This is a genomic window from Paraburkholderia sp. FT54 (assembly GCF_031585635.1).
Taxonomy (GTDB): domain Bacteria; phylum Pseudomonadota; class Gammaproteobacteria; order Burkholderiales; family Burkholderiaceae; genus Paraburkholderia.
In genome coordinates this window covers 1,627,245-1,653,757 of sequence record NZ_CP134196.1, presented here as the reverse complement: position 1 = coordinate 1,653,757, position 26,513 = coordinate 1,627,245, and the positions used below count along the sequence as shown (strand labels likewise).

Sequence of the window (26,513 nt, the reverse complement as noted above, 5' to 3'; positions counted from 1 at the left end):
ACCAAAAAGGCAGAAATGCGCCGCGATCACTGCACGAATGTGGTTTTAGTTGGAAGTGTGTGGCTATCCATCCCGCCAAATCGTGCTTTTGGTAGACTTCAGCAAACCATCACCCGCCCAATCCCCATGTTCTCCACCCAGCGCCAAGCCGAAATCCTGCGACTCGTCCGCGAGCAGCGCACCTGCACGATCACCGATCTCGCCGGCCAATTCGACGTATCGGACGAGACCATCCGCCGCAATATCAAGCCATTGATCGCGGACGGCCTGCTGATCAAGGTTCACGGCGGCGTCATGCTGCCCGAGCGTCTCGACGAGCCGCCGTTCCAGCGGCGCATGACGGCGAGCCTCGAGGGCAAGCGGGCGATCGGCGCGCGCCTCGGCGAACTGGTGCGGGACGGCGATTCGTTGATCCTCGAGGGCGGCACGACGTGCCTGCATATCGCGCAGGCGCTCGCCGGCCGTGCGCGGCTCACGGTCGTGACCAATTCCATCGAAGTCGCGCGCGTGCTGGCGCCGCGCAATGGCAACCGGGTCTTCATCGCGGGCGGCGAGTTGCGGCCGGACGACGGCGCCGCGTTCGGCGACAGCGTGCTGGCTTTCCTGCGTCAGTTCCACGTGCGCTACGCCATCGTCTCGGTCACCGCGATCGACATGCAGGGGCGTTTCATGGACGCGTTGCCCGCCGACGTCGCGTTTTCGCTGGCGGCCTTCGCTCAGGCCGAGCAGCGCGTGGTCGCGGCGGATCACGCGAAATTCGCCCATAGCGCGCTGGTGCACGCGTTCGGCGCGGACGCCGTCGATCTGCTGGTGACGGATGAAGCGCCGGCGCCCGCGCTGGCTCAGGTGTTCGCGGCGGCCGGGGTGGATGTGGAGGTGGCCACACAGCCAATTTCGTCCAACGCGTAAAATGGCCGGTTACCACAGGCAATCGATGCCGCACAGACATGCACCGGCTGGCGCCATGCGCGCTCTGCCGGGCTGATTCTGTCCGCGCGCTTGCCCAAGCCGGCTTGAATAGGATTGGACGCTGATGTCGTCAGTTTTCTTTGATCGGGAACGGATTGCAGAATGGCTGGGGGACCACACCGTCGCCAAGGCGCGCTCGGTCGGCGCCGTCACCAACGTGAAATGGCAAGGCGCCACGCTCAGCGCCGACGTGCAGGGCACGCAGCCGCTTCCCTATAAGACGCGCGTGCGGTTCCGTACCGATGGTGGTTCGCCCTGGGCGCAGGGCGACTGCAGTTGTCCGGTCGGCCGGAACTGCAAGCATGTCGCCGCGCTGCTGCTCGCCGAGCTCGAGTATCACGACGAGATGGACCATATCACCCGCGTGCAACTGGACGACGGCGACGCGGCGGGCGAGCTGCCGCCGAAGCCGCGGGCGCACATGGGACAACCGTCCGGCGTGCGGCCCGAACTGGTCAGTTGGCTCGAACGTTTTCGTGCCCGCGCGGAAGCCGCGGATGCCGATGCCCAGAAGGCGAGCGCCCCGCGCACCCAGACCCTCGCTTACCGGCTGAACTGGTCCAACTTCCACATGCGCCACGAGGTCGTGCTGTACCGCGCGCGCTGCAATCCGGACGGTGCGGTCGTCGAAGTCGACGAACCCTGGGCCAATGTCGAGGCGGCGCTCCTCAAGCAGCCGAAATTCGTCTCCGACGAAGATCTGTCGATCTTGCGCGGCCTGTGGCTCGGCCGTTCCCGTGAGGACTTCGGGCAGTTCATCCTGCACGGCACGAGCGGCGCGGAGATGCTGCAGAAGCTGATCGCCACGGGACGGCTCTTCGCCGACTTCAATCCCGCGCCCGGCCAGCCAGGACCGAGCGCGCTGTCGCGCGGCGCCGTCCGGCCCGGCCGGATCGAATGGGAGCCGCTCGCCGACGAGCGCCTGCGGCCCGTGCTGCGCACCGAGCCGCGCGCCAGCATGGTGCTGCCGACCGAGCCGGTCTGGTACGTGGACGGCGTCGCGAATGAGGCGGGCATCGTCCAGTCGTCGCTGCCGTTCCAGCAGTTGCCCGACTACCTCGCCATGCCGCCGATCTCGCTCGCCGAAGCGCCGCTGGTCGCCTCGGTGCTGCGCGAGATCGCGCCCGAGTTGCCGCTGCCGCCCACGCACGACGCGTCCGCGATTCGCGTGATCGACGTCGATCCCGTGCCGGTCCTCACGCTCAACAGTCACGCGCTGCCGTCGTCGGCGAGCAAGGCCGGGCTGCGTCAATCCGGAGCCGTTGAACTGGCCGGCGTGAGTTTCGACTACGACGGCGTGAGCATCAACGTGGACAGCAGCGTGACGCTCGTGCCGATGCCGGGCGGCGACGTCATTCACATTCGCCGCCGCTACGAGGCCGAGAAAAAGCGCCTGCTCGAACTGCGCAAGACGGGTTTGCAGAAGGTGCCGACCAGCCGCGTCCACGCATCGCGCCTGCTGCCCGACACCATGCTCGGCCTGCCCGATGCCGACGCGTGGTCCGCATTCGTCAACGACGCCGTGCCGGACCTCGTGAGCAAAGGCTGGCGCGTGACGATGGCGCCGGAGTTCCGCTATAACGTCATCGAAATCGACGCTATAGAAGGCACCGCGCATCAGGCCGGCGACGGCTGGTTCGATCTGGAGATGGGCATCCGCATCGGCGAGCGCAACGTGCGGCTCGAACCGCTGCTCGCCGACCTGTTCCGGCGCGACCGGCGCTGGCTGAGCGGCGCGCTCGAAACCATCGCCGACGACGAACCGATCGAGCTGAAGACCGAGGAAAACAAGCGTCTGCGCTTGCGCGCCGACCGTCTGAAGCCGGTGGTGCGCGTGCTGGTCGACCTGTTCGACGCGCTCGGCGGCTCGCTTGCCGACGGTGCGCCGCTGCGTGTGGCATCCGTCGACGCCGGCCGGCTGGAGGCGTTGAACAGCACCGGCCGCTGGCAATTCCGCGGCGAGGATTCGATCCGGCAACTGGCGCAACGTCTGCAAGCCGGTCCCGGGCTGCGCGAGGTGCCGGTGCCGCGCGGCCTGAAGGCCGAACTGCGGACCTATCAGCAGCAAGGCCTGAACTGGATGCAGTTTCTGCGCGAACAGGATCTCGCCGGCGTGCTTGCCGACGACATGGGTCTGGGCAAGACCGTGCAGACGCTCGCGCATATCCTCGCGGAGAAAGAAGCGGGGCGGCTGACGCGGCCGGCGCTGATTGTCGTGCCGACCACGCTTGTGCACAACTGGCGCGAGGAAGCGCGCCGCTTCACGCCCGAACTGAAAGTGCTGGTGCTCAACGGCCCGCAGCGCAAGGAGCGCTTCGAGCAGATCGGCGAACACGAACTGATTCTGACCACGTACGCGCTGCTGTGGCGCGATCAGAAGGTGCTCGCCGAGCATGACTATCATTTGCTGATTCTCGACGAAGCGCAGTACGTGAAGAACGCCACGACTAAAGCGGCGCAGGCGATTCGCGGGCTGCGTGCGCGGCATCGGCTGTGTTTGACGGGCACGCCGCTGGAGAATCATCTCGGCGAGTTGTGGTCGCAGTTCGATTTTCTGTTGCCGGGTTTTCTCGGCAGCCAGAAAGACTTCACCAAACGCTGGCGCAATCCGATCGAGAAGAATGGCGACGGCGTGCGTCGCGCGTTGCTGGCGCGCCGCATCCGGCCGTTCATGCTGCGCCGTCGCAAGGACGAGGTCGCCAGGGAGTTGCCGGCCAAGACCACCATTGTGTGCTCGGTGGATCTGGAAGGGGCGCAGCGCGATCTCTATGAAACCGTGCGCACGGCGATGCAGGAGAAAGTGCGCGCCGCGGTCACCGCGCAAGGTCTCGCGCGCAGCCACATCATCGTGCTCGACGCTTTGCTGAAGCTGCGCCAGGTGTGCTGCGATCCGCGACTCGTCAGGAGGCTCACGGCGGCGGGCGAGGGCGCGGAAACAGGCGGCGCAGTTGAAAAACGCGACAGGGCGGAGCGCGTCGAGAAAGGCGCGCGCGCCATGCGTTCGGCCAAGCTCGACCTGCTCCTGTCGATGCTGCCGGAGCTGATCGAGGAAGGACGCCGCGTGCTGCTGTTCTCGCAGTTCACCGGCATGTTGTCGCTGATCGCGGAAGCACTCGAAGAAGCCTCGATTCGCTATGTGATTCTCACCGGCGACACGGCGGATCGCGTCACGCCGGTCGAGCGTTTTCAGCAGGGCGAGGTGCCGCTCTTCCTGATCAGCCTGAAGGCGGGCGGCGTCGGCCTGAACCTGACCGCCGCCGACACGGTGATCCACTACGATCCGTGGTGGAATCCGGCCGCCGAGAATCAGGCGACCGATCGCGCGCATCGGCTGGGACAGGACAAGCCGGTGTTCGTGTACAAGCTGATTGCGGCGGGCAGCATCGAAGAGAAGATCGTGGAGCTGCAGGAGCAGAAGGCAGGGCTCGCCGACAGCATTCTTTCCGAAGACGCCGCCGGCGCCGCCAAGTTCTCGGACGACGACCTCGACGCGCTGTTCGCGCCGATGCCGGAAATCGAAGGCGGCAGATAGGGCCCGGCGTCGCGATAAAGCGTCTCGAAAGTCTTTCTCAAAACGTTCGGCGCGCAGGCCGCGCCACGCGACGTTGCGCTCGTTCGCGGGCGCTCAAATATCCCCAGATTTGACGCTGCCATGAGCGCAATCGTGACAAATCGTCAAGGAACGTCCTGTTCCCGGCGATGCCGTCAACGCTTTGTCCTGACACTCGTTGAACACGCGACCGTGAAGCGGTCAGTCAACGCAGTTCGTTAAGGAAATTCCATCCATGAAGAAGCATATTTTCGCCGTTACCGTCGCGGGTTTGTTCTCGATCGGCTCCTTCGCCCAGGCATCCACGCCGGTCGACGCATCGTCGCAGGCAGGTGCGGCTACGCAGGAAGCCTCTGCGCCGGCTGTGAAGCATCACCACAAGAAGAAGCATCACAAGCACGCGCATCACCATCACGCCGCGTCGGCTGCTAGCGGCGAGGCAGCCGCTGCGTCGAACAGCGATGCAGCACCGGTCAAGCCGTAAGCATCGGCCGATGAAGTGAGGGTACGGGCCGATGTAGGTCGTCGGCCCGTCTTTCATCGCTGCTGGCTAGCTATCCACGCGATTTACCCGGATATCCCCGATGAAAACCTGTTGGTCCCGATTTGCAAGATCGGGCTTTTCCATGCTGTTCGCGTCGTTGCTGGCCGCGTCGTTGGCGGGCTGCGCGTTGCCCGCGCCGGGTGCGTCGTCCGCCGTTCCGGCAAACGTCGTCGACGCACCGACGCCCATTCCGGTGGCTGCCTCTTCACCCGCGCCCGCGGTCGCTTCGCCAGTCCCTGCCGGCTTCTACCGCGTCAATCCCGGCGACACGCAGATCGGCGTCGCCAAGGCGTTCGGTCGCGAGCCTTCGGCGATCGCGCAGTGGAATCACCTGTCGTCCGCTGACGGCCTGCGTGTCGGCCAGGTGCTGCGCGTCGCGCCGCCACTCAGTGCTGGCACCTTGCCGCCAGCGAGCACGCCATCGAACTCACTCGCGCAAGCGCGCGCGTTCCTCACGGATAGCGCGAACGAGCCTGCGCCGGCAAACGCACGACTCGCGTGGCCGGCGAGCGGCCCTGTGACCGCGCCGTTCGTGGCGGGCAAGACGAAGGGCATCGTGGTGGGCGGGCGTGTCGGCGTCCCGGTGCGGGCGGCGTCGGGCGGCCGCGTGGTTTATGCGGGCGGGCGGATCGCGGCCTACGGCAAGTTGATCATCATCAAGCACGACGCGCATCTATTGACCGCGTACGGCAACAACCGCGCATTGCTCGTCAAGGAAGGCACGGACGTGAAGGCAGGCGAGGCGATTGCCGAAATGGGCGTGGACGACAACGGCCAGGCGTCGCTGCGCTTCGAAGTGCGCGCGGACGGCAAGCCTGTCGATCCGCTCAAGTACCTCCCGAAACGCCAGTAACGCGGCGCGCTCGCGGCCTCGCCGCTCATTTGAACTCGATCTTGAACTTGAACGCGACGGAACGCTTGCTGCATGCGGCGCACCGCGCGACGTGATGCCTATGATTTTCCATTTGCATTTCTCTGGCGTTATCCGGCGTGCCGCGACGGTCGTGCTGATCGGCGCGCTGCTCACGCTTGCCGGATGCGCGCAGCCGGGCGGCGGGCTGGGGGCGCTTAGCGGCAGCGGCGCTCACGCGCCCGGTTCGCTGAGCAGCGGCGATGCACCCGAGCCCGGTTCACTGAGCACCGGCGATGCCCTCGCACGTACCGGTCAAAGTGCAACTCGACACGCGGCGCAAACCAGCGATATCGAAGCATCCCGCGCATCCGACAAGGCGAGCGCTGCGCCGCCACCCGATCCAATGGCCAACGCCGACACTCCATCGCCCACGCCCGCCTGCGCATGCGGCAGCACCTTTCAGCAAACGGGGATGGCGACGTGGTACGGCAAGCGGTTCCACGGACGCCGCACCGCGAGCGGCGAGCGCTACGACATGCATGCGCTCACCGCGGCGCATCGCACCTTGCCGTTGGGCACATGCGTTCGCGTGACGGCGTTCGGCGGCGCGCGGTCGGTGATCGTTCGCATCAACGATCGCGGCCCGTTCGTGCGCGGACGGATCATCGATCTGTCGTATGCCGCCGCGCAGGCACTCGGCCTCGGTTCATCGGGTGAAGCGCAGGTCACACTGGAACGTGTCGCGGCGGCGCGCCGCTGCCTGGAAGCACGCGCCTGATGCGCTGACCGTGATTACCAACGAAAGAATCTCGAACAGGTGCCGATTTGATTACCTGCTGCCGTAATATTCCAGCAACCGCGCCCGACTGTAACAAAACCTCTGCGTATGTAAATTATCAGTTTCGGGCGCTTCAATTCATACGATTTTCAGAGCACGTGGCGCAACGTTTCTATCCAGCCGCGGATTACGTCCGACGTAATAACTACCTGGCGTCAGTTACAAAAGCAGTTCTTTCATCTTGAGCTTGATTTTCTGACCGGCTAATTTGAGTTCACTCGTGCGGCTACCCCCCTGCGAGCGTGTGGTGTTTTTGAGCGGTGTCGGCCTCTGGATTGAGGCGACGCCGCATTTTTTTGTCCGGTTCGCAGGCCCCGCGGTTTAACAATCTTTAAACGATTTATTTTGCGACTGTTTCTATACTGATTCGCAAATTGTCAAATCACCGTGACCTGAATGCGGGCACGCGGCGAGTTTATTCCCTGGTGGTGCTATCTTCCGGCCAGCGGTTTTCGAACACGCAGTCGGCGAGCGGCATACGGCTTGCCCAGCGTTCCGTTTCCAGCATCGGCTCGTTATAAAACCGGTCGACGTGGCCCAGACACAGAATCGCCACGGGGCGCGCGCCCTCGGGCATGTGCAGCAGTCGGCGAACCGCGTCGACGTCGAACAGCGACACCCAGCCCATGCCGAGACCTTCGGCGCGCGCGGCCAGCCACATGTTCTGGATCGCGCACGCCACCGACGCGAGGTCCATCTCCGGCAACGTGCGGCGGCCGAAGATGTGGCGCTCGCGTCCGTCCATCAGCGCCATCACCAGCAGCTCGCCGCAATCCAGCATGCCTTCCACTTTCAGCTTCATGAACTCTTCACGGCGCTTGCCGAGCGCGTCGGCGGTCGCGAGGCGTTCGTTCTCTACCGTGTCGTGCAAGGCCGCACGCAGCGCGGGATCGGTGATCCGCGCGATCCGCCACGGCTGCATGAAGCCGACGCTCGGCGCGTGATGCGCCGCGTCGAGCAGGCGCTGCAGCACGGTCGGGTCGATCGGATCACGCACGAAATGGCGCATGTCGCGGCGTTCGTAAATCGCGCGGTAGACGGCGTCGCGCTCGGAATCGTTAAAAGGCTTCGCCATGGAACAGGGCGGCCGTGAAGGCCGGGTTGGAGGGCCAATAAGCGTGCATGTAAGTCGCCACGATCGAGCCGGCGCGATAGATGGCCTCGCCGGGCGCGTCGCCCTGCGGCCGGGTGGCCGAACGCAGCGGCGTGAGTGACGTGTTCAGCTTCGAGTAGTGAAACGTATGGCCGGTCATCGGCCCGTGCAGGCTGTCGATCTGCTGCATGCCGAGCGCGGTGAAGCGCGTTTGCATGGTCGCGTGGCCGGGCAGCAGGCCGAGCATCGGTGCGCTCACGCCGTGCGTGTCGGTGAGCTGGTCGAGCAGATAGAGCAGGCCGCCGCATTCGGCGACGAGCGGTTTGCCGGCAGCCGCGTGCGCGCGAATACTTGCGGCGCTGCGGGCGTTGCTTGCCAGCGTGGCGGCGTGCAGTTCAGGGTAGCCGCCGGGAAGATACAGAGCGTCGGCGTGGTCGGGCAATGTTTCGTCGGCGAGCGGCGAGAAATAGGCGACTTGCGCGCCGAGCGCTTCCAGCAGCGCGATGTTGGCCGGATAGATGAACGAGAACGCGGCGTCGCGCGCAATCGCAATCGTCTTGTCTTCCAGCAGGCGCGGCAGTATTTCCGGCGCGGGCGTGCCGAACTCGACAGGCGGCGGCAATTCGGCCAGCGCGGTATGACCTAAAGTATCAGCGGCGTGATCGAGGCGCGCGTCGAGATCGTCGATTTCATCCGCCTGGTGCAAGCCGAGGTGACGGTCGGGCAGAGCGATTTCATCGCTGGCGGCAATGTATCCGCACCAGCGCAGCCCAGGCGGCAACGCTTCTTCGAGCATCTGCGCATGCCGCGCGGAGCCGACGCGATTGGCAAGCACGCCGTAGAACGGCACCTGCGGCCGGAATTGCGCGAGACCGAAGGCGACCGCGCCGAAGGTTTGCGCCATCGCCTTCGCCGAAATCACCGCGAGCACCGGCACGCCGAACGTGGTGGAGAGATCGGCGCTGCTCGGCGTGCCGTCGAACAAACCCATCACGCCTTCGATCAGGATCAGATCGGCTTGCGCAGCCGCCTGCGCGAGCAGCGTGCGGCAGGCGGCTTCGCCCACCATCCACAGATCGAGCGAGAGCACGGGCGCGCCGCTCGCGCGCGCCAGAATCATTGGGTCGAGAAAGTCCGGTCCGGTCTTGAAGACGCACACGCGTCGCCCCAGTCGCCGATGGTAGCGTGCCAGACCCGCGGTGATCGTAGTCTTGCCTTGGCCCGAAGCGGGCGCGCTGATGAACAGGGCGGGGCACGCGGCCATCGTTCAGAACTCCACGCCGCGCTGCGCTTTCACGCCTTGCTCGCGATACGGATGCTTGACGATGCGCATCTCGGTGACGAGATCGGCCGCTTCGATCAGCGCATCCGGCGCGTGACGGCCGGTCACCACCACATGCAGCATCGGCGCGCGCGCGGTGAGCACCGCGAGGACTTCGTCGAGCGGCAGGTACTCGTACTTGAGCACCGTGTTCAGCTCGTCGAGGATCACCATCTGATAGTCGCCGCTTTCGATCATGCGGCGCGCTTCGTCCCAGCCTTTGCGCGCGGTCGCGATGTCGGCGTCGCGGTTCTGCGTGTTCCAGGTGTAGCCGTCGCCCATCGTGACGAAATCGCAGTTGGCGATCGCGCCGAGAAAGTCGCGCTCGGACGTGTGCAACGCGCCTTTGATGAACTGCACGACGCCAAGGCGCATGCCGTGGCCCAGCACGCGCACGGCCATGCCGAACGCGGCGGTGGTCTTGCCCTTGCCGGTGCCGGTGTTGACGATCAGCAGGCCTTTTTCGACGGTGGCGTTGGCCTGTTTTTTCTCGTGGCCTTCACGGCGCCGCTCGGTCATGCGTTGATGCGATTCGGGATCGGTCTTCATGGCAGGTTCTGTTCCTGAGTGTCGTTGTTTGGGCGTTCACGGTCGGCGTGTGCCGCGCTCGAAGCGATCGCCACGGTGACGCTGGCATGGACTGTCTTGCGAACGAGGAGGCGCGCCGGAGCCACATTGAACGCGGTCGATTCACCGAGCCTCGCCGTCGCGGCAAGTAACGCACACGGCTCGCAGACGCCGTCCACGCCGAGATGTTCGCGCACTGCCGCCGAAGGCTCTGCTACGGCCAGCGACGCGATCTGATCCACGCTGAACAACGTCAACGGCAGCGCATGACGTGCGCAGAATTCGAGCAGGCCTGCCTCGTGAGCTTTGGTATCGAGCGAGGCGACGGTGCGGATTTCGTCGAACGAATGCGCGGCAAGCGCGATGCGCACCGCGGCTTCGATCTGCTCAGCCGAACTGTGCAAACGGCAACCAATGCCGACGCTCAGGGTTCTCATGGCGCGTCCGCTCCATCCATGGAAGGCGTGGCGGCGTCGGCAGACGCGGCCGCGCGGGCCAACGCAAGCGACGCGACACCGCCGATCACCACGATCGCCGGCGAGCCGAGTCCGCCACGCGCGACAGTGTCGGCAAACTCGCCGAGGCGCGCGAGCACGTGACGTTGCTCGGGACGCGTGGCCGATTCGATCGCCGCGCACGGCGTATCGGCGCTCATGCCGGCCGCGAGCAACGCGCCGACGATGTCGTTGAGCCGCCGCATGCCCATGTAGATCACGAGCGTCATGCGCGTGGCCACGAGCGCGGCCCAGTCGGGTTCGCCGCTGCCCGCGCCGTGTCCGGTGACGAACACCACGCCTTGCGCGTGATCGCGATGCGTGACTGGAATGCCGATCGCCGCGGGCGCGGCGATCCCCGCCGTGATGCCGTTGATGATCTCCACCTCGATGCCCGCCTCGTGCAGCGCCTGCTGTTCTTCGCCGCCGCGGCCGAATACGAACGGATCGCCGCCTTTCAAACGCGCGACGCTGCGACCGGCCCGCACATGCTCGAGCAATTGCGCGACGATGCCGTCCTGCGGCGTGGACGGATGGCCGCCGCGTTTGCCGACATACACGACGAGCGCGTCCGCTCGCGCGAACTGCAACACCTCGGGATTCACCAGATCGTCGACCAGCACCACGTCGGCTTGCGCCAACGCACGGGTGGCCTTGAGCGTCATGAGTTCGACGTCGCCGGGGCCGGCGCCGATCAGCCAGGCGCGGGTCATCGCGGCGTGCATGGCGAGCGCCATGTCGTGACAGGCGAGGCGGGATCAAGCGCGAAGGGTCGCCAGTCGGCGGACTTTGGGGTCATGCAGTGCTACGGATTCAGGCACGGCGCAATGCGCGGCTCGCAGCGGTTCCACACAGAACCTGCATACGCGAGCGCGCCACGTCGTGCTTCAGCGCCTTCACATCCGTCCCTCGCGGATTCCGGCGGCCGGCGGCGCGATGTTGCCCTGAGGTTCGCCGCCTCCGCGTCTGGCCGGTATCCGGGCTGGCGGCCTCATGCGCTTTGCCTTCCCGTCCGCATTCGCTGGAATGTGCCGGACAGTGGCATCGAAAAAACGCATGCGCGGCGCAACAGAACTCAAGTTTGCGCCGCAGGTCGCTTACCGTTGCGGGGACAGCACAGGTTGAGCGCATGGAGCGCCGCCTGTTTCCCGTTTAACTGCACACGCGAATGCATGTGCGGGCACCAAACGCGCGCATACGATAGCACATGGCGCCCCGTCCGATAAGCGCTTGCGGCTTGTGTTTCCTTGACGGCACCGGGCCGCGGGCCTACACTCGCACGCACTTTGGTGCTCGTGTGCGCGCTCGTGCGCATGCAGTTAAACGGGAAACAGGGGGCCCGCCTGCCATGGATCGGGTCAACCTGTGCTGCCCCCGCAACGGTAAGCGAAATGTGGCGCTAAGTTCAGTTGATTAGCGCCGCGGAGCCGGCTTCGATGTCCACGCGCAAGGCCGCGTCGGCATATCACCACTGGGCGAGAAATCACTCGTCCGGGAAGGGGAAGCGGCGCTTTCGCCAGCCCGGATACCGGCCAGACAACGAAGGACAAACGCCGCGGGGATGCGGCGCTGCGTTCATGACTCATTCCCGCTTGCTGTTTTTCTGTTGTCGCGGCAACGCCGTCGTTCGTCCCCGTGTTTTGTTTTTGTCGTGGCTGGCTGGGCGCGTGCCCCGTTTGCCTGATCGATGTGGACAGACACGCCGGCGTGCACGTGCAACTCCTACGGATGGACCTCACGATGCAAACTCAAATGCGCAAGATCCCCGTCACCATCGTCACGGGCTTTCTCGGCAGCGGCAAGACCACGCTGCTGCGGCATATTCTTCAGCATGCGGGCGGCAAGCGCATCGCGGTGATCGTCAACGAGTTCGGCGAACTCGGCATCGACGGGGAAATCCTCAAGGGCTGCGGGATCGGTTGCGATGAAAACGGCGTCGAAACCGAAGGCCACTTGTATGAACTGGCGAACGGCTGCTTGTGCTGCACCGTGCAGGAGGAGTTTTTCCCGGTCATGGAAAAGCTCGTGGAGCGCCGCGACCAGATCGATCACGTGCTGATTGAAACCTCGGGTCTCGCGTTGCCGAAACCGCTGGTGCAGGCCTTCAACTGGCCGCAGATCAAGAACAGCTTCACTGTGGATGCCGTGCTCACCGTGGTGGACGGCCCGGCCGCGGCAAGCGGTCAGTTCGCCGACAACCCCGTCGCCGTGGACGCGCAACGCAAGGCCGATCCGAATCTCGATCACGAGTCGCCGCTGCACGAATTGTTCGAAGACCAGTTGTCCGCGGCCGATCTGGTGATTCTGAACAAGACCGATTTGCTCGACGACGCGCAGCAAAGCGCGGTTGAAGTGTCGATTCGCGAAGAAATTCCGCCGCAAGTGAAGATCGTGCGCGCGCACATGGGGCAACTCGATCTGCACACGCTGCTGGGCCTCGAAGCGGCATCGGAAGAAACGATCCACTTGCGCCACGATCACCACGGCTCCGCCGACGACGCCGACCACCATCACGACGAATTCGACTCGGTGGTCGTGCAGGCGAATGTGCGCTCTCGCGAGGCAGCGATCGCCGCGCTGCAAGGGCTGGTCGAAACGAACACGATCTATCGCGTCAAGGGTTTCGCGGCGCTGCCGGGCGCGGCGATGCGTCTGGTGATTCAGGGCGTCGGGCGCCGCTTCGACAGCTATTTCGATCGACGCTGGCAGGCCGGCGAAAGCGGTCCGAGCCGCTTCGTTCTGATCGGCGAGGACCTCGATCGGGCCGCGTTGCAGCGTGCGTTCGACGCGGCGCTAGGCGTGCCGTCGAGCGTCGAAACGCAACAGGCGTAAGCGCTCATGCATCTGCTGCGCACCACGCCGGGCGGCTTTGTCGACGATACGCAAGGCGTGATCCGTATCGATCAGCAGCCCGCGGATATCGTGGTGCTCAGCTCCGCCGACACGACGCTGTCGCTGCTGGCGAGCGTTTTTCCGCGTCTGGGTGAAGGTTTCCCGAGCGTGCGGCTCGCGAACGTCACGTATTTGCGGCAGCCGGCGTCGGTCGATTTCTACGTCGAAGATGTCTTGCAGCATGCACGCGTGGTGGTGGTGGATCACCTCGGCGGCGAAGCGTATTGGCCTTACGGCATCGAGCAGGTGGTGGCGCTCGCCGAGCGCAGGCAGCAGACACTCGCGATGTTCTCCGGCGATCTGCAGGAAGATCCGAATCTGCTCGCGCGCAGCACCGCCGATGCCGATCTGTGTCATCAGCTCTGGCGCTATCTGCGTGAAGGCGGCCCGCAAAATGCCGAGGCGTTTCTGCGCTGTATCGCGCATCGCACATTCGGTTGGGGGCGCGAGCCTGCGCCACCGCGCGCGTTGCCCGCCGCGACGCTCTACCATCCCGGGCGCGACACGCCGACCATGGCCGACTGGCAGGCGCGCTGGCGGCAAGACGCGCCGGTCGCGGCGATCCTGTTCTACAAGGCGCATCTGCAAGCGGCCAATACGGCCGTGTTCGATGCGCTGATCGACGCGCTGGACTCGCAAGGCCTGAATCCGCTGCCGATCGCGATTACCTCGCTGAAAGATGCGATGAGCCGCGACGTCGTGCAATCGCTGTGCGCGCAGCACGACGTCGCGCTGGTGTTGAACACGACCGCGTTCGCGGCGTCGGCGATCGACGATCCCGAGCCGCTCGCGCTTGCCGGCGACGCGCCGGTGTTGCAGGTGATCCTGAGCGGCGGCAACCGCGAGGATTGGGTCAAGGACAATCAAGGCCTCAATTCACGCGATATCGCCATGCATATCGCGCTGCCGGAAGTGGACGGCCGCATCATCACGCGCGCTATCAGCTTCAAGGGACTCGCGTACCGTTGTCCGCACACTCAGGTCGACGTGGTGCGTTATCAGCCGGATCTTGAACGGGTAAGCTTTCTTGCCGAGCTGAGCCAGCGCTGGTGCCATCTGCGTTCACTCGATAACGCGGACAAGAAACTCGCGCTGATCCTCGCCAACTATCCGATGAGCGAAGGGCGCATCGGGAATGGTGTGGGACTCGACACGCCGGCCTCGGTGGTCGGCATTCTGTCGATGCTGCGCGACGAGGGCTATCGTCTCGCCGACTTGCCCGCGAACGGCGACGCGCTGTTGAAAAAGCTCACCGAAGGCGTGACCAACGATCCGGTGGTGCGCGATCTGCGTCCCGCGTTGCAAAGCCTCGCGCTCGACGATTACCTCGTGCACTTCAATGCCTTGCCCGCCGAAACGCGCCAGGCGTTGAACGCGCGTTGGGGCACGCCCGAACAGGATCCGACGCTGCGGCGCGGCCGTTTCATGATCGCCGGCTGGCGTTGCGCACAGGTGTTCGTCGGTATTCAACCGTCGCGTTCGCGCGAGCAGGGCGACTACGCGAGCTATCACGACGCGGAACTCGTGCCGCCCCATGCGTATCTCGCGTTCTATTTCTGGTTGCGTCATCAGTTCGCTATCGACGCTGTCGTCCACGTCGGCAAGCACGGCAATCTCGAATGGCTGCCCGGCAAGAGCGTCGCGCTGAGCGATACCTGCTGGCCCGATCTGATTCTCGGGCCGATGCCGCACCTGTATCCGTTCATCGTCAACGATCCGGGCGAGGGCAGCCAGGCGAAACGCCGCGCGCAGGCCGTCATCATCGATCACCTGATGCCGCCGCTCACGCGCGCTGAAAGTTACGGACCGCTGCAGGATCTCGAGCGCCAGGTCGACGAATACTATGAAGCGCTGATGGTCGACCCGCGCCGCTCTAAGCTGTTGCGGCGCACGATTCTGGCGACCATTGTCGAACATAAGCTGCATGAGGAGTTGAGTCTCGCGGCGCCGAACGGTCAGGACGATGAAGACGCGCTGCTCACGCGCGTCGATGCGTGGTTGTGCGAGTTGAAGGAAGCGCAGATTCGCGATGGTTTGCATACGTTCGGACAATCGCCTGATGGCGTGCAGCGGCGCGATACGCTGCTGGCATTGGGGCGTTTTCCCGTCGGCGACGGCCAAGGCGGCAAGTCCGGTTTGATCGATGCGTTGGCGCGCGATCTGCGGATGGATCACCTGTTCGATCCGTTGTCCGTCGACTGGTCGGCGGTGTGGGACGGGCCGCGTCCCGACGTGCTGCAGCGCGTGAGCGATGCGCCGTGGCGGCATGGCGGCGATACGCGCGAGCGTCTGGAATTGCTGGCGGCGGAGTTGCTGCGTGGTGTGTGCGGCGAGCACACTGACGCGTCGGCAGCGCCGTTTTCCGCGGCGAGCTTGCCGCAAGCGGAACAGGTGATCGAGCGTCTGCGTCGCGATGTGTTGCCGCGGCTCGACGCTTGCGGTCCACAGGAAATGCTTCAACTGAAACGCGGTCTCGAAGGGCGTTTCGTGCCGCCGGGGCCGAGCGGGTCGCCGTCGCGCGGCCGGCCCGATGTGTTGCCCACCGGCCGCAACTTCTATTCGGTCGACACGCGCGCGATTCCCACGCAAGCTGCCTGGTCGCTCGGATTGAAGTCCGCCCAGCAACTGATCGAACGGCATTTGCAGGAGAAAGGCGACTATCCGCGCGCCATCGGCCTGTCCGTCTGGGGCACCGCGACCATGCGCACGGGCGGCGACGATATCGCCCAGGCGCTGGCATTGCTCGGCGTGCGGCCGAAGTGGGCGCCCGGCAGTCATCGTGTGACCGATTTCGAAATCATGCCGATCGAGGTGTTCGACCGGCCGCGTATCGATGTCACGCTGCGGGTTTCCGGTTTCTTCCGCGACGCCTTCGCCAACGTCATGCATCTGTTCGACGCCGCGGTGCAGGCCGTGGCGGAACTCGACGAACCCGAAGACCTGAATCCGATTCGCGCACGCGTGCTGCGCGAACGCGATGCGCTCATCGCGCGCGGCATGGACGCCGCCGAAGCGCGCAAACGCGCCGGCTGGCGCGTGTTCAGCGCGAGGCCTGGCGCCTACGGCGCAGGTCTGCAGGACATGATCGACTCGCGGCAATGGCAGACCGACGCCGATCTCGCGAACGCGTATCAGGCGTGGGGCGGTTACGCGTACACGCAAAAGAGCGCGGGCGAAGAAGCGCGCCACGCGTTCGGCACGCGCCTCGCCGCGCTGGACGTGGTGCTGCAAAACCAGGACAACCGCGAGCACGACCTGCTCGATTCGAACGACTACTACCAGTTCCAGGGCGGCATGGTCGCCGCGGTGCGGCATCTGGCCGGCGATCAGCCGAGCGTGTATCACGCCGACCACAGCAATCCGGCCGCGCCGCGCGTGCGTACGTTGCATGAGGAGATCGCGCGCGTGATCCGCTCGCGCGTGGTCAATCCGAAATGGCTCGACGGCGTGAAGCGTCACGGTTATAAGGGCGCGGCGGAAATCGCCGCGACCGTCGATTATCTGTACGGCTACGATGCGACCGCGCGCGTGATCGCCGATCATCAATATGCGCTCGTGACCGAGGCTTATCTGAACGACGCGGACACCCGCGAGTTCTTGCAGCGGCACAACCCGCATGCGTTGCATTCGATTTGCGAGCGCCTTCTCGAAGCCATGCAGCGCGGTTTGTGGCAGGCGCCTGGCGACTATCGCGCGCAGGTCGAACAGCATCTGCTCGCGAGCGAACAGCAGATCGAAGGAATGCAAACATGAATCCAGCGATGAGCGCGGTCGCCGCGCGGCCAGCTTTTCCCTTTGCCGCGCTGATCGGCCAGGCGCCGTTACAACAGGCGCTGCTGCTGGCCGCCATCGATCCGGGGCTGGGCGGCGTGCTCATCACGGGGCCGCGCGGCACCGCGAAGTCGACCGCGGCGCGCGCGTTGGCCGAGTTGTTGCCGGAAGGGCAACTGGTGAATCTGCCGCTTGGGGCGAGCGAAGATCGTTTGATCGGTACGCTCGATATCGAAACCGTATTGCGCGACGGCTCGGTGCGCTTCTCGCCCGGTCTGCTCGCGAAGGCGCATCGCGGCGTGCTGTATGTGGACGAAGTCAACCTGCTGCCGGACACGCTTGTCGATGCCTTGCTCGACGCGGCCGCGAGCGGCGTGAATACCGTCGAGCGCGATGGCGTATCGCATAGCCACGACGCGAGCTTCGTGCTGATCGGTACGATGAATCCTGAAGAGGGCGAACTGCGGCCGCAGTTGATCGACCGTTTCGGCTTGATGGTCGAGTTGCAGAACTGTTTCGAGCCGTGCGTGCGTCAGTCGATCGTGAAGGCGCGGCTGGCGTTCGATCTCGATCCGCAGGGTTTTCGTGCGGACTATGCGCAACAGCAGGCGACTTATATGCAGCAGATTCGAGCGGCGCGTGCAGCGCTGCCGCAACTCGCGTTCGACGCCGCGGTGCATGCGCGTGTCAGCGCGCTGTGCATCGACGCCGCCGTGGATGGGTTGCGCGCCGATCTGGTGATGCTGCGCGCGGCGCGTGCGTTGGCGGCGTTCGAGCAGGCGGTCGCGGTGACGGTGGAGCATGTCGATCGGGTGGCGGAGGCGGTGTTGGTTCATCGGCGGCATTCGCGCGAGCCGCAGGCCGAAAGTGATGCGCGTGAGCGGGAGGGGTTTCCAGGCGGCGGCCAGGGGCGGTCGTCCTTATCTTCATCCGGGGAAACAAAGACGCCGCCTGCTGCCGCCGCCGTCGATGGCGATTGGGGCTACCTCGCGCCCGAGCCGGCCGCGACCACGCACGTCAAAGGCGTCATTCCGCTTAACGTAAAAAAACGCTGAGCCATCGGAAGGGCGCCGCCGCTGACTCGCGCAGCGGTTTCCGATGGCGGCAAGGCGCGGGCGCAGGCGTTGGCGCGCGCAATCGCTTGCGCGGAGAACCGGGCAAGCGTATCGCCTGGCCACCGACACTCGCCGCGATGCGCCAGGACGTGCTACGGGCCGAGCATCTTCGTTTCGTGCGCGAGGCGCCGCGCGGCGGTGTGCTGCATTGTTTCGTTCTCGATTGCTCCGGTTCCATGCTGGCCGGGCAGCGCCTCGCGCTCGCCAAGGGACTGCTGATCGCCTTACTCGATCACGCGAGTGCCGCGCGTGCCGAGGCGGCGCTGGTCTGTTTCGGCGGCGCCGGAGCGGATGTGCGTTTTGGTCCCGCCGTGCCGCGCTGGTGGAACGAGCGGTGGCTGAGGCCCGTGGGAGGAGGAGGCGGTACGCCGCTGACGGCGGGTGTTCGGCGTGCAACCCAGCTGCTGGAGCGCAGCGCGCGCCGCAAGCCCGCGCAGCAACGGTGGCTATGGATTCTGACCGATGGCCGCACGCGTGATATGCCGGCGCGGCCGCTCGACGTCGATGAAGTCGTGTTCGTCGATTTCGAGAGAGAGGCGATCCGGTTGGGCCGCTGCGAAATGCTCGCCGATGCGTGGGGCGCGAGACGTTTTACGCCGGAAGAGCTAATGGGCTGAGCGGCACGTGGGCCGCGCCGCTCATCGGCCTGCGCTTATTTCAGACCGGTCGACCAATACACCAGGTCGTCCTGGCGGTCGAACACGAAAACTTTCATCGCCATTTGCTGTGACGGGTCGAGCTGATCGAGTTCGAGCCCGTGAGTCGAAGGCTCACCGGGGCCGCTGCCTTTCTGCACGTTGCGGATCACCGCCGTGGTTTCGATCTCCGTATCGAGATCTTTCGATTTCAGACGGAACGCGACCCGCAACCGGTCGCCGACAGCACCCAGGGTCCACGACGCGGCCAGCGACATGCCGAGGGCACTGATGCCTTTCGCGAGTCCGAGGCCCTCATATGATTCGCCGGTGGCGCCGATGCCGAAACGCACGGCAAGATGCGCGCGCACGCGGATCGACTTGCGTTCGCGCAGGCGCCGGACTACGCCCGGCTTCGACAGCACGACATAGTCGAACGGCGTGCGGCAGATCGCCTCGATCGTGCAGACGAAACGAAACACGGCATGGCTGGCGATCGCGACGATTTCGATGTTTTCGCCGACACCCAACGGCAGCATGCGGCCATCGTGCATTGGCGGGGTGACGAAAAGCGAATGATTCGGTGCGAAGCCGATGATGCGGCACGGATGCATGGGCCCGCCGCTGCCGAGTTGCGAGCGCATACCGATCAATGCACCGATTTCCAGGTGCATGTCCTTGAGCGTCAGTTCGCCGTTGGGATCTGCTTGTGGCTCGGCCTGGGGCGACGGTCGCGCGGCCGTGTCCAGTAAGTCGCCGCGCTGCGGACGGAAGTGGCCGAACAGGAAGTTGCGCTCGTCCGTGGTCGCCAGGAGGGTGCCGCGGGAGAAAAGGAGCGTGCCGTCGGCGTCGACGATCGGCCAGTCGAGCGGCGTGCCGACCGGCACCTTGTCCGGATTCAAGGTTGGCGTGTGGGCTATGGGCGAGGCGTCCTCGACGTGTTCCTCGACTGGATTGTCCATGGTCGGCGGCGATTTAAGTGACGGGATATCCTGGTTGACGGCTGGCGATGTGAAAACTTTAGTCTTTTGGGGCGGTGCCGGCTTTCCAGTTCTTTCGATTCTTTCTGCCGTGCGGCGGATGTGTCTTGCGGCTCTATTTCGTGGCTCTATATATGGTGGGGTGCTCAGTTCGCGGTTGGTTGCGGGAAGGTGCGATTACTGATCACTGTCTGGCCGTCACAAGTACGATTGCCTCGCAAGTAGCCAATTAAATCGGATGGCTAACTAATTTGACGGCGTTGTGGTGACGGTCTGTTTCGGTGCTTCTCAACTTTCTGAAAAATATTGCGCGAAGGGGGTTGACGACGTGTCAGTCGCTCTCCATAATCTCGTTTCTCTGCTGCAGATGCAGCGACGCAGAACGAAGCGGTGCCGGGTGGTGGAGTAATACATCGGAACGTGTCCTGTAGTGGGGGATAGCCCGGCGAAAGCCGGATTAATACCGCATGCGATCTGCGGATGAAAGCGGGGGATCTTCGGACCTCGCGCTGCAGGGGCGGCCGATGGCAGATTAGCTAGTTGGTGGGGTAAAGGCCTACCAAGGCGACGATCTGTAGCTGGTCTGAGAGGACGACCAGCCACACTGGGACTGAGACACGGCCCAGACTCCTACGGGAGGCAGCAGTGGGGAATTTTGGACAATGGGGGCAACCCTGATCCAGCAATGCCGCGTGTGTGAAGAAGGCCTTCGGGTTGTAAAGCACTTTTGTCCGGAAAGAAATCCTCTGCCCTAATACGGCGGGGGGATGACGGTACCGGAAGAATAAGCACCGGCTAACTACGTGCCAGCAGCCGCGGTAATACGTAGGGTGCAAGCGTTAATCGGAATTACTGGGCGTAAAGCGTGCGCAGGCGGTTCGCTAAGACAGATGTGAAATCCCCGGGCTTAACCTGGGAACTGCATTTGTGACTGGCGGGCTAGAGTATGGCAGAGGGGGGTAGAATTCCACGTGTAGCAGTGAAATGCGTAGAGATGTGGAGGAATACCGATGGCGAAGGCAGCCCCCTGGGCCAATACTGACGCTCATGCACGAAAGCGTGGGGAGCAAACAGGATTAGATACCCTGGTAGTCCACGCCCTAAACGATGTCAACTAGTTGTCGGGTCTTCATTGACTTGGTAACGTAGCTAACGCGTGAAGTTGACCGCCTGGGGAGTACGGTCGCAAGATTAAAACTCAAAGGAATTGACGGGGACCCGCACAAGCGGTGGATGATGTGGATTAATTCGATGCAACGCGAAAAACCTTACCTACCCTTGACATGTATGGAATCCTGCTGAGAGGTGGGAGTGCCCGAAAGGGAGCCATAACACAGGTGCTGCATGGCTGTCGTCAGCTCGTGTCGTGAGATGTTGGGTTAAGTCCCGCAACGAGCGCAACCCTTGTCCCTAGTTGCTACGCAAGAGCACTCTAGGGAGACTGCCGGTGACAAACCGGAGGAAGGTGGGGATGACGTCAAGTCCTCATGGCCCTTATGGGTAGGGCTTCACACGTCATACAATGGTCGGAACAGAGGGTCGCCAACCCGCGAGGGGGAGCCAATCCCAGAAAACCGATCGTAGTCCGGATCGCACTCTGCAACTCGAGTGCGTGAAGCTGGAATCGCTAGTAATCGCGGATCAGCATGCCGCGGTGAATACGTTCCCGGGTCTTGTACACACCGCCCGTCACACCATGGGAGTGGGTTTTACCAGAAGTGGCTAGTCTAACCGCAAGGAGGACGGTCACCACGGTAGGATTCATGACTGGGGTGAAGTCGTAACAAGGTAGCCGTATCGGAAGGTGCGGCTGGATCACCTCCTTTCTCGAGCTGGACGTGTCGAACGTTGAGCGCTCACGCTTATCGGCTGTGAAAATGGACAGACTCAGGGGTCTGTAGCTCAGTCGGTTAGAGCACCGTCTTGATAAGGCGGGGGTCGATGGTTCGAATCCATCCAGACCCACCAAAGTCTTGTCTGGTGTGCTGATCGTCTAAAAACCTCTGGGGTATCTGTATGACTGGGGGATTAGCTCAGCTGGGAGAGCACCTGCTTTGCAAGCAGGGGGTCGTCGGTTCGATCCCGTCATCCTCCACCAATCCTCAATGCCGGTTTTACTGCGGCAGACCTTGAAAGGGGTTTGCGGTGTAGTGAAACAGGCATTGGCGATTGAGCCAGTCAGAGTGACATGAAACAGGGTTTTATGTCGGCTGTCGTTCTTTAACAATCAGGAAGAAGTAGTAAAGAGATTCACGAAAGCATACTTAGAGATGGGTGTGCGAGTAGGTGAATCAGGGTTGTGATTGTATCAATGTATGAAAAGAGAGATCGAAAGATCGCTTTTGGAATACGGCGCAACACGAATACTCAACCTGTAGCGGGCGTGGCGAGCGTGTGATTCCCAGTGGATCACACAGGAGACACACCCGTTATAGGGTCAAGCGAACAAGTGCATGTGGTGGATGCCTTGGCGATCACAGGCGATGAAGGACGCGGTAGCCTGCGAAAAGCGGTGGGGAGCTGGCAAACGAGCTTTGATCCACCGATATCCGAATGGGGAAACCCGGCCCGTATGGGTCATCCATGACTGAATCCATAGGTCATGTGAAGCGAACGCGGTGAACTGAAACATCTAAGTAACCGCAGGAAAAGAAATCAACCGAGATTCCCAGAGTAGTGGCGAGCGAAATGGGACCAGCCTGTACTCTTTATCTTCATTGTTAGTCGAAGGCTCTGGAAAGTGCCGCCATAGCAGGTGATAGCCCTGTAGACGAAAACAGCGAGGAAGAACTAGGTGTACGGAAAGTAGGGCGGGACACGTGAAATCCTGTCTGAAGATGGGGGGACCATCCTCCAAGGCTAAATACTCGTGATCGACCGATAGTGAACCAGTACCGTGAGGGAAAGGCGAAAAGAACCCCGGGAGGGGAGTGAAACAGATCCTGAAACCGCATGCATACAAACAGTCGGAGCCTCGCAAGGGGTGACGGCGTACCTTTTGTATAATGGGTCAGCGACTTACATTCAGTGGCAAGCTTAACCGATTAGGGCAGGCGTAGCGAAAGCGAGTCCGAACAGGGCGTTCAGTCGCTGGGTGTAGACCCGAAACCAGGTGATCTATCCATGGCCAGGATGAAGGTGCGGTAACACGTACTGGAGGTCCGAACCCACTAACGTTGAAAAGTTAGGGGATGAGCTGTGGATAGGGGTGAAAGGCTAAACAAACCTGGAAATAGCTGGTTCTCTCCGAAAACTATTTAGGTAGTGCCTCGTGTATCACCTTCGGGGGTAGAGCACTGTCATGGTTGTGGGGTCCATTGCGGATTACTACGCCATAGCAAACTCCGAATACCGAAGAGTGCAATCACGGGAGACAGACATCGGGTGCTAACGTCCGGTGTCAAGAGGGAAACAACCCAGACCGCCAGCTAAGGTCCCCAAATATTGCTAAGTGGGAAACGAAGTGGGAAGGCTAAAACAGTCAGGAGGTTGGCTTAGAAGCAGCCATCCTTTAAAGAAAGCGTAATAGCTCACTGATCGAGTCGTCCTGCGCGGAAGATGTAACGGGGCTAAGCAATATACCGAAGCTGCGGATGCACATTTATGTGCATGGTAGGAGAGCGTTCCGTAAGCCTGCGAAGGTGCACTGGAAAGTGTGCTGGAGGTATCGGAAGTGCGAATGCTGACATGAGTAGCGATAAAGGGGGTGAAAGGCCCCCTCGCCGTAAGCCCAAGGTTTCCTACGCAACGTTCATCGGCGTAGGGTGAGTCGGCCCCTAAGGCGAGGCAGAAATGCGTAGCTGATGGGAAGCAGGTTAATATTCCTGCACCATTGTTGAATGCGATGGGGGGACGGATCGCGGAAGGTTGTCCGGGTGTTGGAAGTCCCGGTCCTTGCATTGGAGAAGGCGCTTTGGCAAATCCGGGCGCGGAATTCAAGGGTGCGAGGCCAGTCGCTCAGGCGACGAAGCAATCGGAAGTGGTTCCAGGAAAAGCCTCTAAGCTTCAGTTCAACAAGACCGTACCGCAAACCGACACAGGTGGGCGAGATGAGTATTCTAAGGCGCTTGAGAGAACTCGGGAGAAGGAACTCGGCAAATTGGTACCGTAACTTCGGGATAAGGTACGCCCCTGTAGCCTGACTGGCCTGCGCCAGAAGGGTGAAGGGGTTGCAATAAACTGGTGGCTGCGACTGTTTAATAAAAACACAGCACTCTGCAAACACGAAAGTGGACGTATAGGGTGTGACGCCTGCCCGGTGCCGGAAGATTAAATGATGGGGTGCAAGCTCTTGATTGAAGTCCCGGTAAACGGCGGCCGTAACTATAACGGTCCTAAGGTAGCGAAATTCCTTGTCGGGTAAGTTCCGACCTGCACGAATGGCGTAACGATGGCCACACTGTCTCCTCCCGAGACTCAGCGAAGTTGAAGTGTTTGTGATGATGCAATCTCCCCGCGGCTAGACGGAAAGACCCCATGAACCTTTACTGTAGCTTTGCATTGGACTTTGAACCGGTCTGTGTAGGATAGGTGGGAGGCTTTGAAGCGTGGACGCCAGTCTGCGTGGAGCCATCCTTGAAATACCACCCTGGTTTGTTTGAGGTTCTAACCTTGGTCCGTGATCCGGATCGGGGACAGTGCATGGTAGGCAGTTTGACTGGGGCGGTCTCCTCCCAAAGTGTAACGGAGGAGTACGAAGGTACGCTAGGTACGGTCGGAAATCGTGCTGATAGTGCAATGGCATAAGCGTGCTTAACTGCGAGACCGACAAGTCGAGCAGGTGCGAAAGCAGGTCATAGTGATCCGGTGGTTCTGTATGGAAGGGCCATCGCTCAACGGATAAAAGGTACTCTGGGGATAACAGGCTGATACCGCCCAAGAGTTCATATCGACGGCGGTGTTTGGCACCTCGATGTCGGCTCATCTCATCCTGGGGCTGTAGCCGGTCCCAAGGGTATGGCTGTTCGCCATTTAAAGAGGTACGTGAGCTGGGTTTAAAACGTCGTGAGACAGTTTGGTCCCTATCTGCCGTGGGCGCTGGATATTTGAAGGGGGCTGCTCCTAGTACGAGAGGACCGGAGTGGACGAACCTCTGGTGTACCGGTTGTCACGCCAGTGGCATCGCCGGGTAGCTATGTTCGGAAGAGATAACCGCTGAAAGCATCTAAGCGGGAAACTCGCCTTAAGATGAGATATCCCCGGGGCTTCGAGCCCCTTGAAGGGTCGTTCAAGACCAGGACGTTGATAGGTCAGGTGTGGAAGCATGACAACAAGTCATGCCTGATGACCATAGCGAGTCGGTCCCACCCCTTCCCATCCCGAACAGGACCGTGAAACGACTCCACGCCGATGATAGTGCGGATTACCCGTGTGAAAGTAGGTAATCGTCAGGCTCCCCAGCAGCATCAGAAACCCCACCCAAAAAAGGTGGGGTTTCTGCGTTTACGTGGCCGCAAACACATAAAAAACGCACCGGAAACCGCCTTCACTCCCTGCCCATCCGCAGCGCGTTCGCGTAGCCTGTCAGTTCCAGATAGGCGCGCCCGAGATCCACACCTTCGCGGCTTACCCGCACCGCGCCTTCCCAGTACACCGCGCCCGTCGATTGCCGTGAATCGAGCTCCTGATCGTCCATCAACGGGTCGAGTCGCCACGTCAACGTGCCGGTTTTGACCATCATCGAGACGGGATAGGACGTGTTCGTCCGCGGCGAGCGCCATCTGCGAAGCGGCGTAAAGTCGACCTGGTCGGGCGCGAATGTCGTTACCTCGCCGTCGGGTTTGCGAAATGCCGCATGCGCCCACACGCCATGTCCATCGCGACTTCGTATCTTGAATGCCATTACCGCAGAGCCGTCGGTGAGGTTGGCGCCAAGCCAATCCCATCCCACCGCATTGGCGTCGAGCAACGCGCTCGACCATTCGTGGTCGAGCCACGCCATCCCCGTTACGGCAGTCTCGCCATACGACGGACCGCCCGCCGCGACCGGCCGAACCACGCCGCCACTCACGCGTAATTGTGGCTCACTGTAGTAATAACTCGCCTGCTCAGGTCGCGGACCTTTGCGTGAATAGCCGCGTTCGCCCTGAAGCAAAGGTGCCTGCGTCGGCGTCAACGTGAGATGCAACGAGAAGCCGCTTGCGTCGGCAGTGACGTCGTAGTGACCGTCAGCGGCCCGAATCATCTTCCATGTGTCGAGTTTGACGTCGGTGTTGGCCGGCTTCGCGTAGGCGAGGCCGAAGCCCTGGCGGGCAATGCGCTGATCGTGCGCAAGATGGCCGAGCGCAGGGTCGCTTAACGCGGCATGGGCAATGATCAATTGCGCAGGCGCGAAAGCACTCGGGTCGGCGGCATCGTGATCTGTTGCCGAGCGGAAGAATGTGATCTGGAAACCGAGCGGATGATTATCCGGCGTAGTGAGCCAACCCGTCGCGTACCACCACTCGGTGCGAAAAGCCACGTGAGCGCCGCTGTCCTGCGGCAGCGCGATAGCGTGACCCGGTGTGACCGCCGCGAATTCGGGCGCCGCGGCGAACGCGGTCGACACGGTCAGCGTCCAGATAGACAGCACGCCGCGAATACTCGAACCAATGCGCCGACTGGCCATACAAACAGACTTGACCGGCGGCTCGCATGACGCCTCGCGCGCGATCGACGTGCGACGTGGCCCAGTCTCGCCCGAAGCCGCACGCACCGTCCGTCGTTGCGGGGTGACCCAGAATCCGCCGCTGGCGACATCGAAGCGCGCTGTCACGCACGGCATCTCGCGCGCGAGCAACATGTCGTCCGACGTGGTGCTGCCCAAAACCACCCGCGCCATGCGCGGCATATCCCGCCGCAACACGAGGAAGCTTTCGTCGCGCGCCAGATGAAAGCGCGCCGCCACCGCCC

The 26,513-nt window shown here is 62.9% G+C and carries 16 protein-coding genes, 2 tRNA genes, 1 rRNA gene, 2 riboswitches and 1 other annotated feature; of the genes, 12 read left to right on the top strand and 7 right to left on the bottom strand.

Annotated elements, in window-relative coordinates; translation table 11 throughout:
- Window positions 1-126 precede the first annotated feature (126 nt).
- The 5 genes from RI103_RS26920 (at window position 127) to RI103_RS26900 (ending at window position 6,694) form a co-directional block, all read left to right on the top strand.
- Window positions 127-909, top strand: a complete 783-nt coding sequence (locus tag RI103_RS26920) for a DeoR/GlpR family DNA-binding transcription regulator (RefSeq protein WP_310815495.1) — start codon at window positions 127-129, stop codon at window positions 907-909.
- Between the two features lie 124 nt (window positions 910-1,033).
- Window positions 1,034-4,501: a DEAD/DEAH box helicase gene (locus tag RI103_RS26915; protein WP_310815494.1), complete on the top strand. Its 3,468-nt coding sequence runs from the start codon at window positions 1,034-1,036 to the stop codon at window positions 4,499-4,501.
- A 253-nt stretch (window positions 4,502-4,754) separates the two neighbouring features.
- Entirely contained in the window at window positions 4,755-5,003 is a 249-nt protein-coding gene (locus tag RI103_RS26910) for a hypothetical protein (protein WP_310815493.1), read from the top strand.
- 100 nt (window positions 5,004-5,103) lie between these two features.
- Entirely contained in the window at window positions 5,104-5,916 is an 813-nt protein-coding gene (locus tag RI103_RS26905; protein WP_310815492.1) for a peptidoglycan DD-metalloendopeptidase family protein, read from the top strand.
- Window positions 5,917-6,010: 94 nt separating this feature from the next.
- Window positions 6,011-6,694, top strand: a complete 684-nt coding sequence (locus RI103_RS26900) for a septal ring lytic transglycosylase RlpA family protein (RefSeq protein WP_310815491.1) — start codon at window positions 6,011-6,013, stop codon at window positions 6,692-6,694.
- Window positions 6,695-7,169: 475 nt separating this feature from the next.
- On the opposite strand, the gene bluB is transcribed toward RI103_RS26900, so the two are convergent.
- Genes bluB through cobA form a run of 5 tightly spaced genes read right to left on the bottom strand, consistent with a single transcriptional unit; the run spans window position 7,170 to window position 10,942 of the window.
- Complete coding sequence (gene bluB, locus RI103_RS26895; RefSeq protein WP_310815490.1) at window positions 7,170-7,829, bottom strand: 5,6-dimethylbenzimidazole synthase; 660 nt, start codon at window positions 7,827-7,829, stop codon at window positions 7,170-7,172.
- Entirely contained in the window at window positions 7,813-9,111 is a 1,299-nt protein-coding gene (locus RI103_RS26890) for a cobyrinate a,c-diamide synthase (RefSeq protein WP_310815489.1), read from the bottom strand. The genes bluB and RI103_RS26890 overlap by 17 nt, the downstream gene beginning before the upstream one ends.
- A gap of 3 nt (window positions 9,112-9,114) precedes the next feature.
- Window positions 9,115-9,717: a cob(I)yrinic acid a,c-diamide adenosyltransferase gene (gene cobO, locus RI103_RS26885; protein WP_132377049.1), complete on the bottom strand. Its 603-nt coding sequence runs from the start codon at window positions 9,715-9,717 to the stop codon at window positions 9,115-9,117.
- Entirely contained in the window at window positions 9,714-10,172 is a 459-nt protein-coding gene (locus RI103_RS26880; RefSeq protein WP_310815488.1) for a cobalamin biosynthesis protein, read from the bottom strand. The genes cobO and RI103_RS26880 overlap by 4 nt, the downstream gene beginning before the upstream one ends.
- Entirely contained in the window at window positions 10,169-10,942 is a 774-nt protein-coding gene (cobA, locus tag RI103_RS26875) for a uroporphyrinogen-III C-methyltransferase (RefSeq protein WP_310818589.1), read from the bottom strand. Before cobA ends, RI103_RS26880 begins: the two co-directional genes overlap by 4 nt.
- Before the next feature lie 237 nt (window positions 10,943-11,179).
- A riboswitch (cobalamin riboswitch) is annotated at window positions 11,180-11,432 on the bottom strand.
- Between the two features lie 67 nt (window positions 11,433-11,499).
- A riboswitch (cobalamin riboswitch) is annotated at window positions 11,500-11,781 on the top strand.
- Window positions 11,782-11,969: 188 nt separating this feature from the next.
- On the opposite strand from cobA, the gene cobW reads away from it, so the two are divergent.
- The 4 genes from cobW (at window position 11,970) to RI103_RS26855 (ending at window position 18,624) form a co-directional block, all read left to right on the top strand.
- On the top strand, window positions 11,970-13,061 hold the full coding sequence (cobW, locus tag RI103_RS26870; protein WP_310815487.1) for a cobalamin biosynthesis protein CobW: 1,092 nt from the start codon (window positions 11,970-11,972) through the stop codon (window positions 13,059-13,061).
- Between the two features lie 6 nt (window positions 13,062-13,067).
- Window positions 13,068-16,874: a cobaltochelatase subunit CobN gene (gene cobN / locus RI103_RS26865; RefSeq protein ID WP_310815486.1), complete on the top strand. Its 3,807-nt coding sequence runs from the start codon at window positions 13,068-13,070 to the stop codon at window positions 16,872-16,874.
- Entirely contained in the window at window positions 16,871-17,947 is a 1,077-nt protein-coding gene (locus tag RI103_RS26860; protein ID WP_310815485.1) for an ATP-binding protein, read from the top strand. The genes cobN and RI103_RS26860 overlap by 4 nt, the downstream gene beginning before the upstream one ends.
- 86 nt (window positions 17,948-18,033) lie before the next feature.
- Complete coding sequence (locus RI103_RS26855) at window positions 18,034-18,624, top strand: VWA domain-containing protein (protein WP_310815484.1); 591 nt, start codon at window positions 18,034-18,036, stop codon at window positions 18,622-18,624.
- Between the two features lie 35 nt (window positions 18,625-18,659).
- On the opposite strand, the gene RI103_RS26850 is transcribed toward RI103_RS26855, so the two are convergent.
- Complete coding sequence (locus RI103_RS26850; protein ID WP_310815483.1) at window positions 18,660-19,604, bottom strand: flagellar brake protein; 945 nt, start codon at window positions 19,602-19,604, stop codon at window positions 18,660-18,662.
- A gap of 311 nt (window positions 19,605-19,915) precedes the next feature.
- Here RI103_RS26850 and RI103_RS26845 point away from each other — a divergent pair.
- From RI103_RS26845 to RI103_RS26835, 3 genes are all read left to right on the top strand, one after another.
- Window positions 19,916-21,448: ribosomal RNA gene (locus RI103_RS26845) — 16S ribosomal RNA — on the top strand.
- Between the two features lie 65 nt (window positions 21,449-21,513).
- Window positions 21,514-21,590: transfer RNA gene (locus tag RI103_RS26840), tRNA-Ile, on the top strand.
- 54 nt (window positions 21,591-21,644) lie between these two features.
- Window positions 21,645-21,720 (top strand) — tRNA-Ala (locus RI103_RS26835).
- 337 nt (window positions 21,721-22,057) lie between these two features.
- Window positions 22,058-25,015 (top strand) — a sequence feature (most likely nonfunctional fraction of RNA operon).
- A 92-nt stretch (window positions 25,016-25,107) separates the two neighbouring features.
- Here RI103_RS26835 and RI103_RS26830 read toward each other — a convergent pair.
- Window positions 25,108-26,229 (bottom strand): carotenoid 1,2-hydratase, encoded by a 1,122-nt coding sequence (locus RI103_RS26830; RefSeq protein WP_310818588.1) that lies wholly within the window; start codon window positions 26,227-26,229, stop codon window positions 25,108-25,110.
- Between the last annotated feature and the right edge of the window lie 284 nt (window positions 26,230-26,513).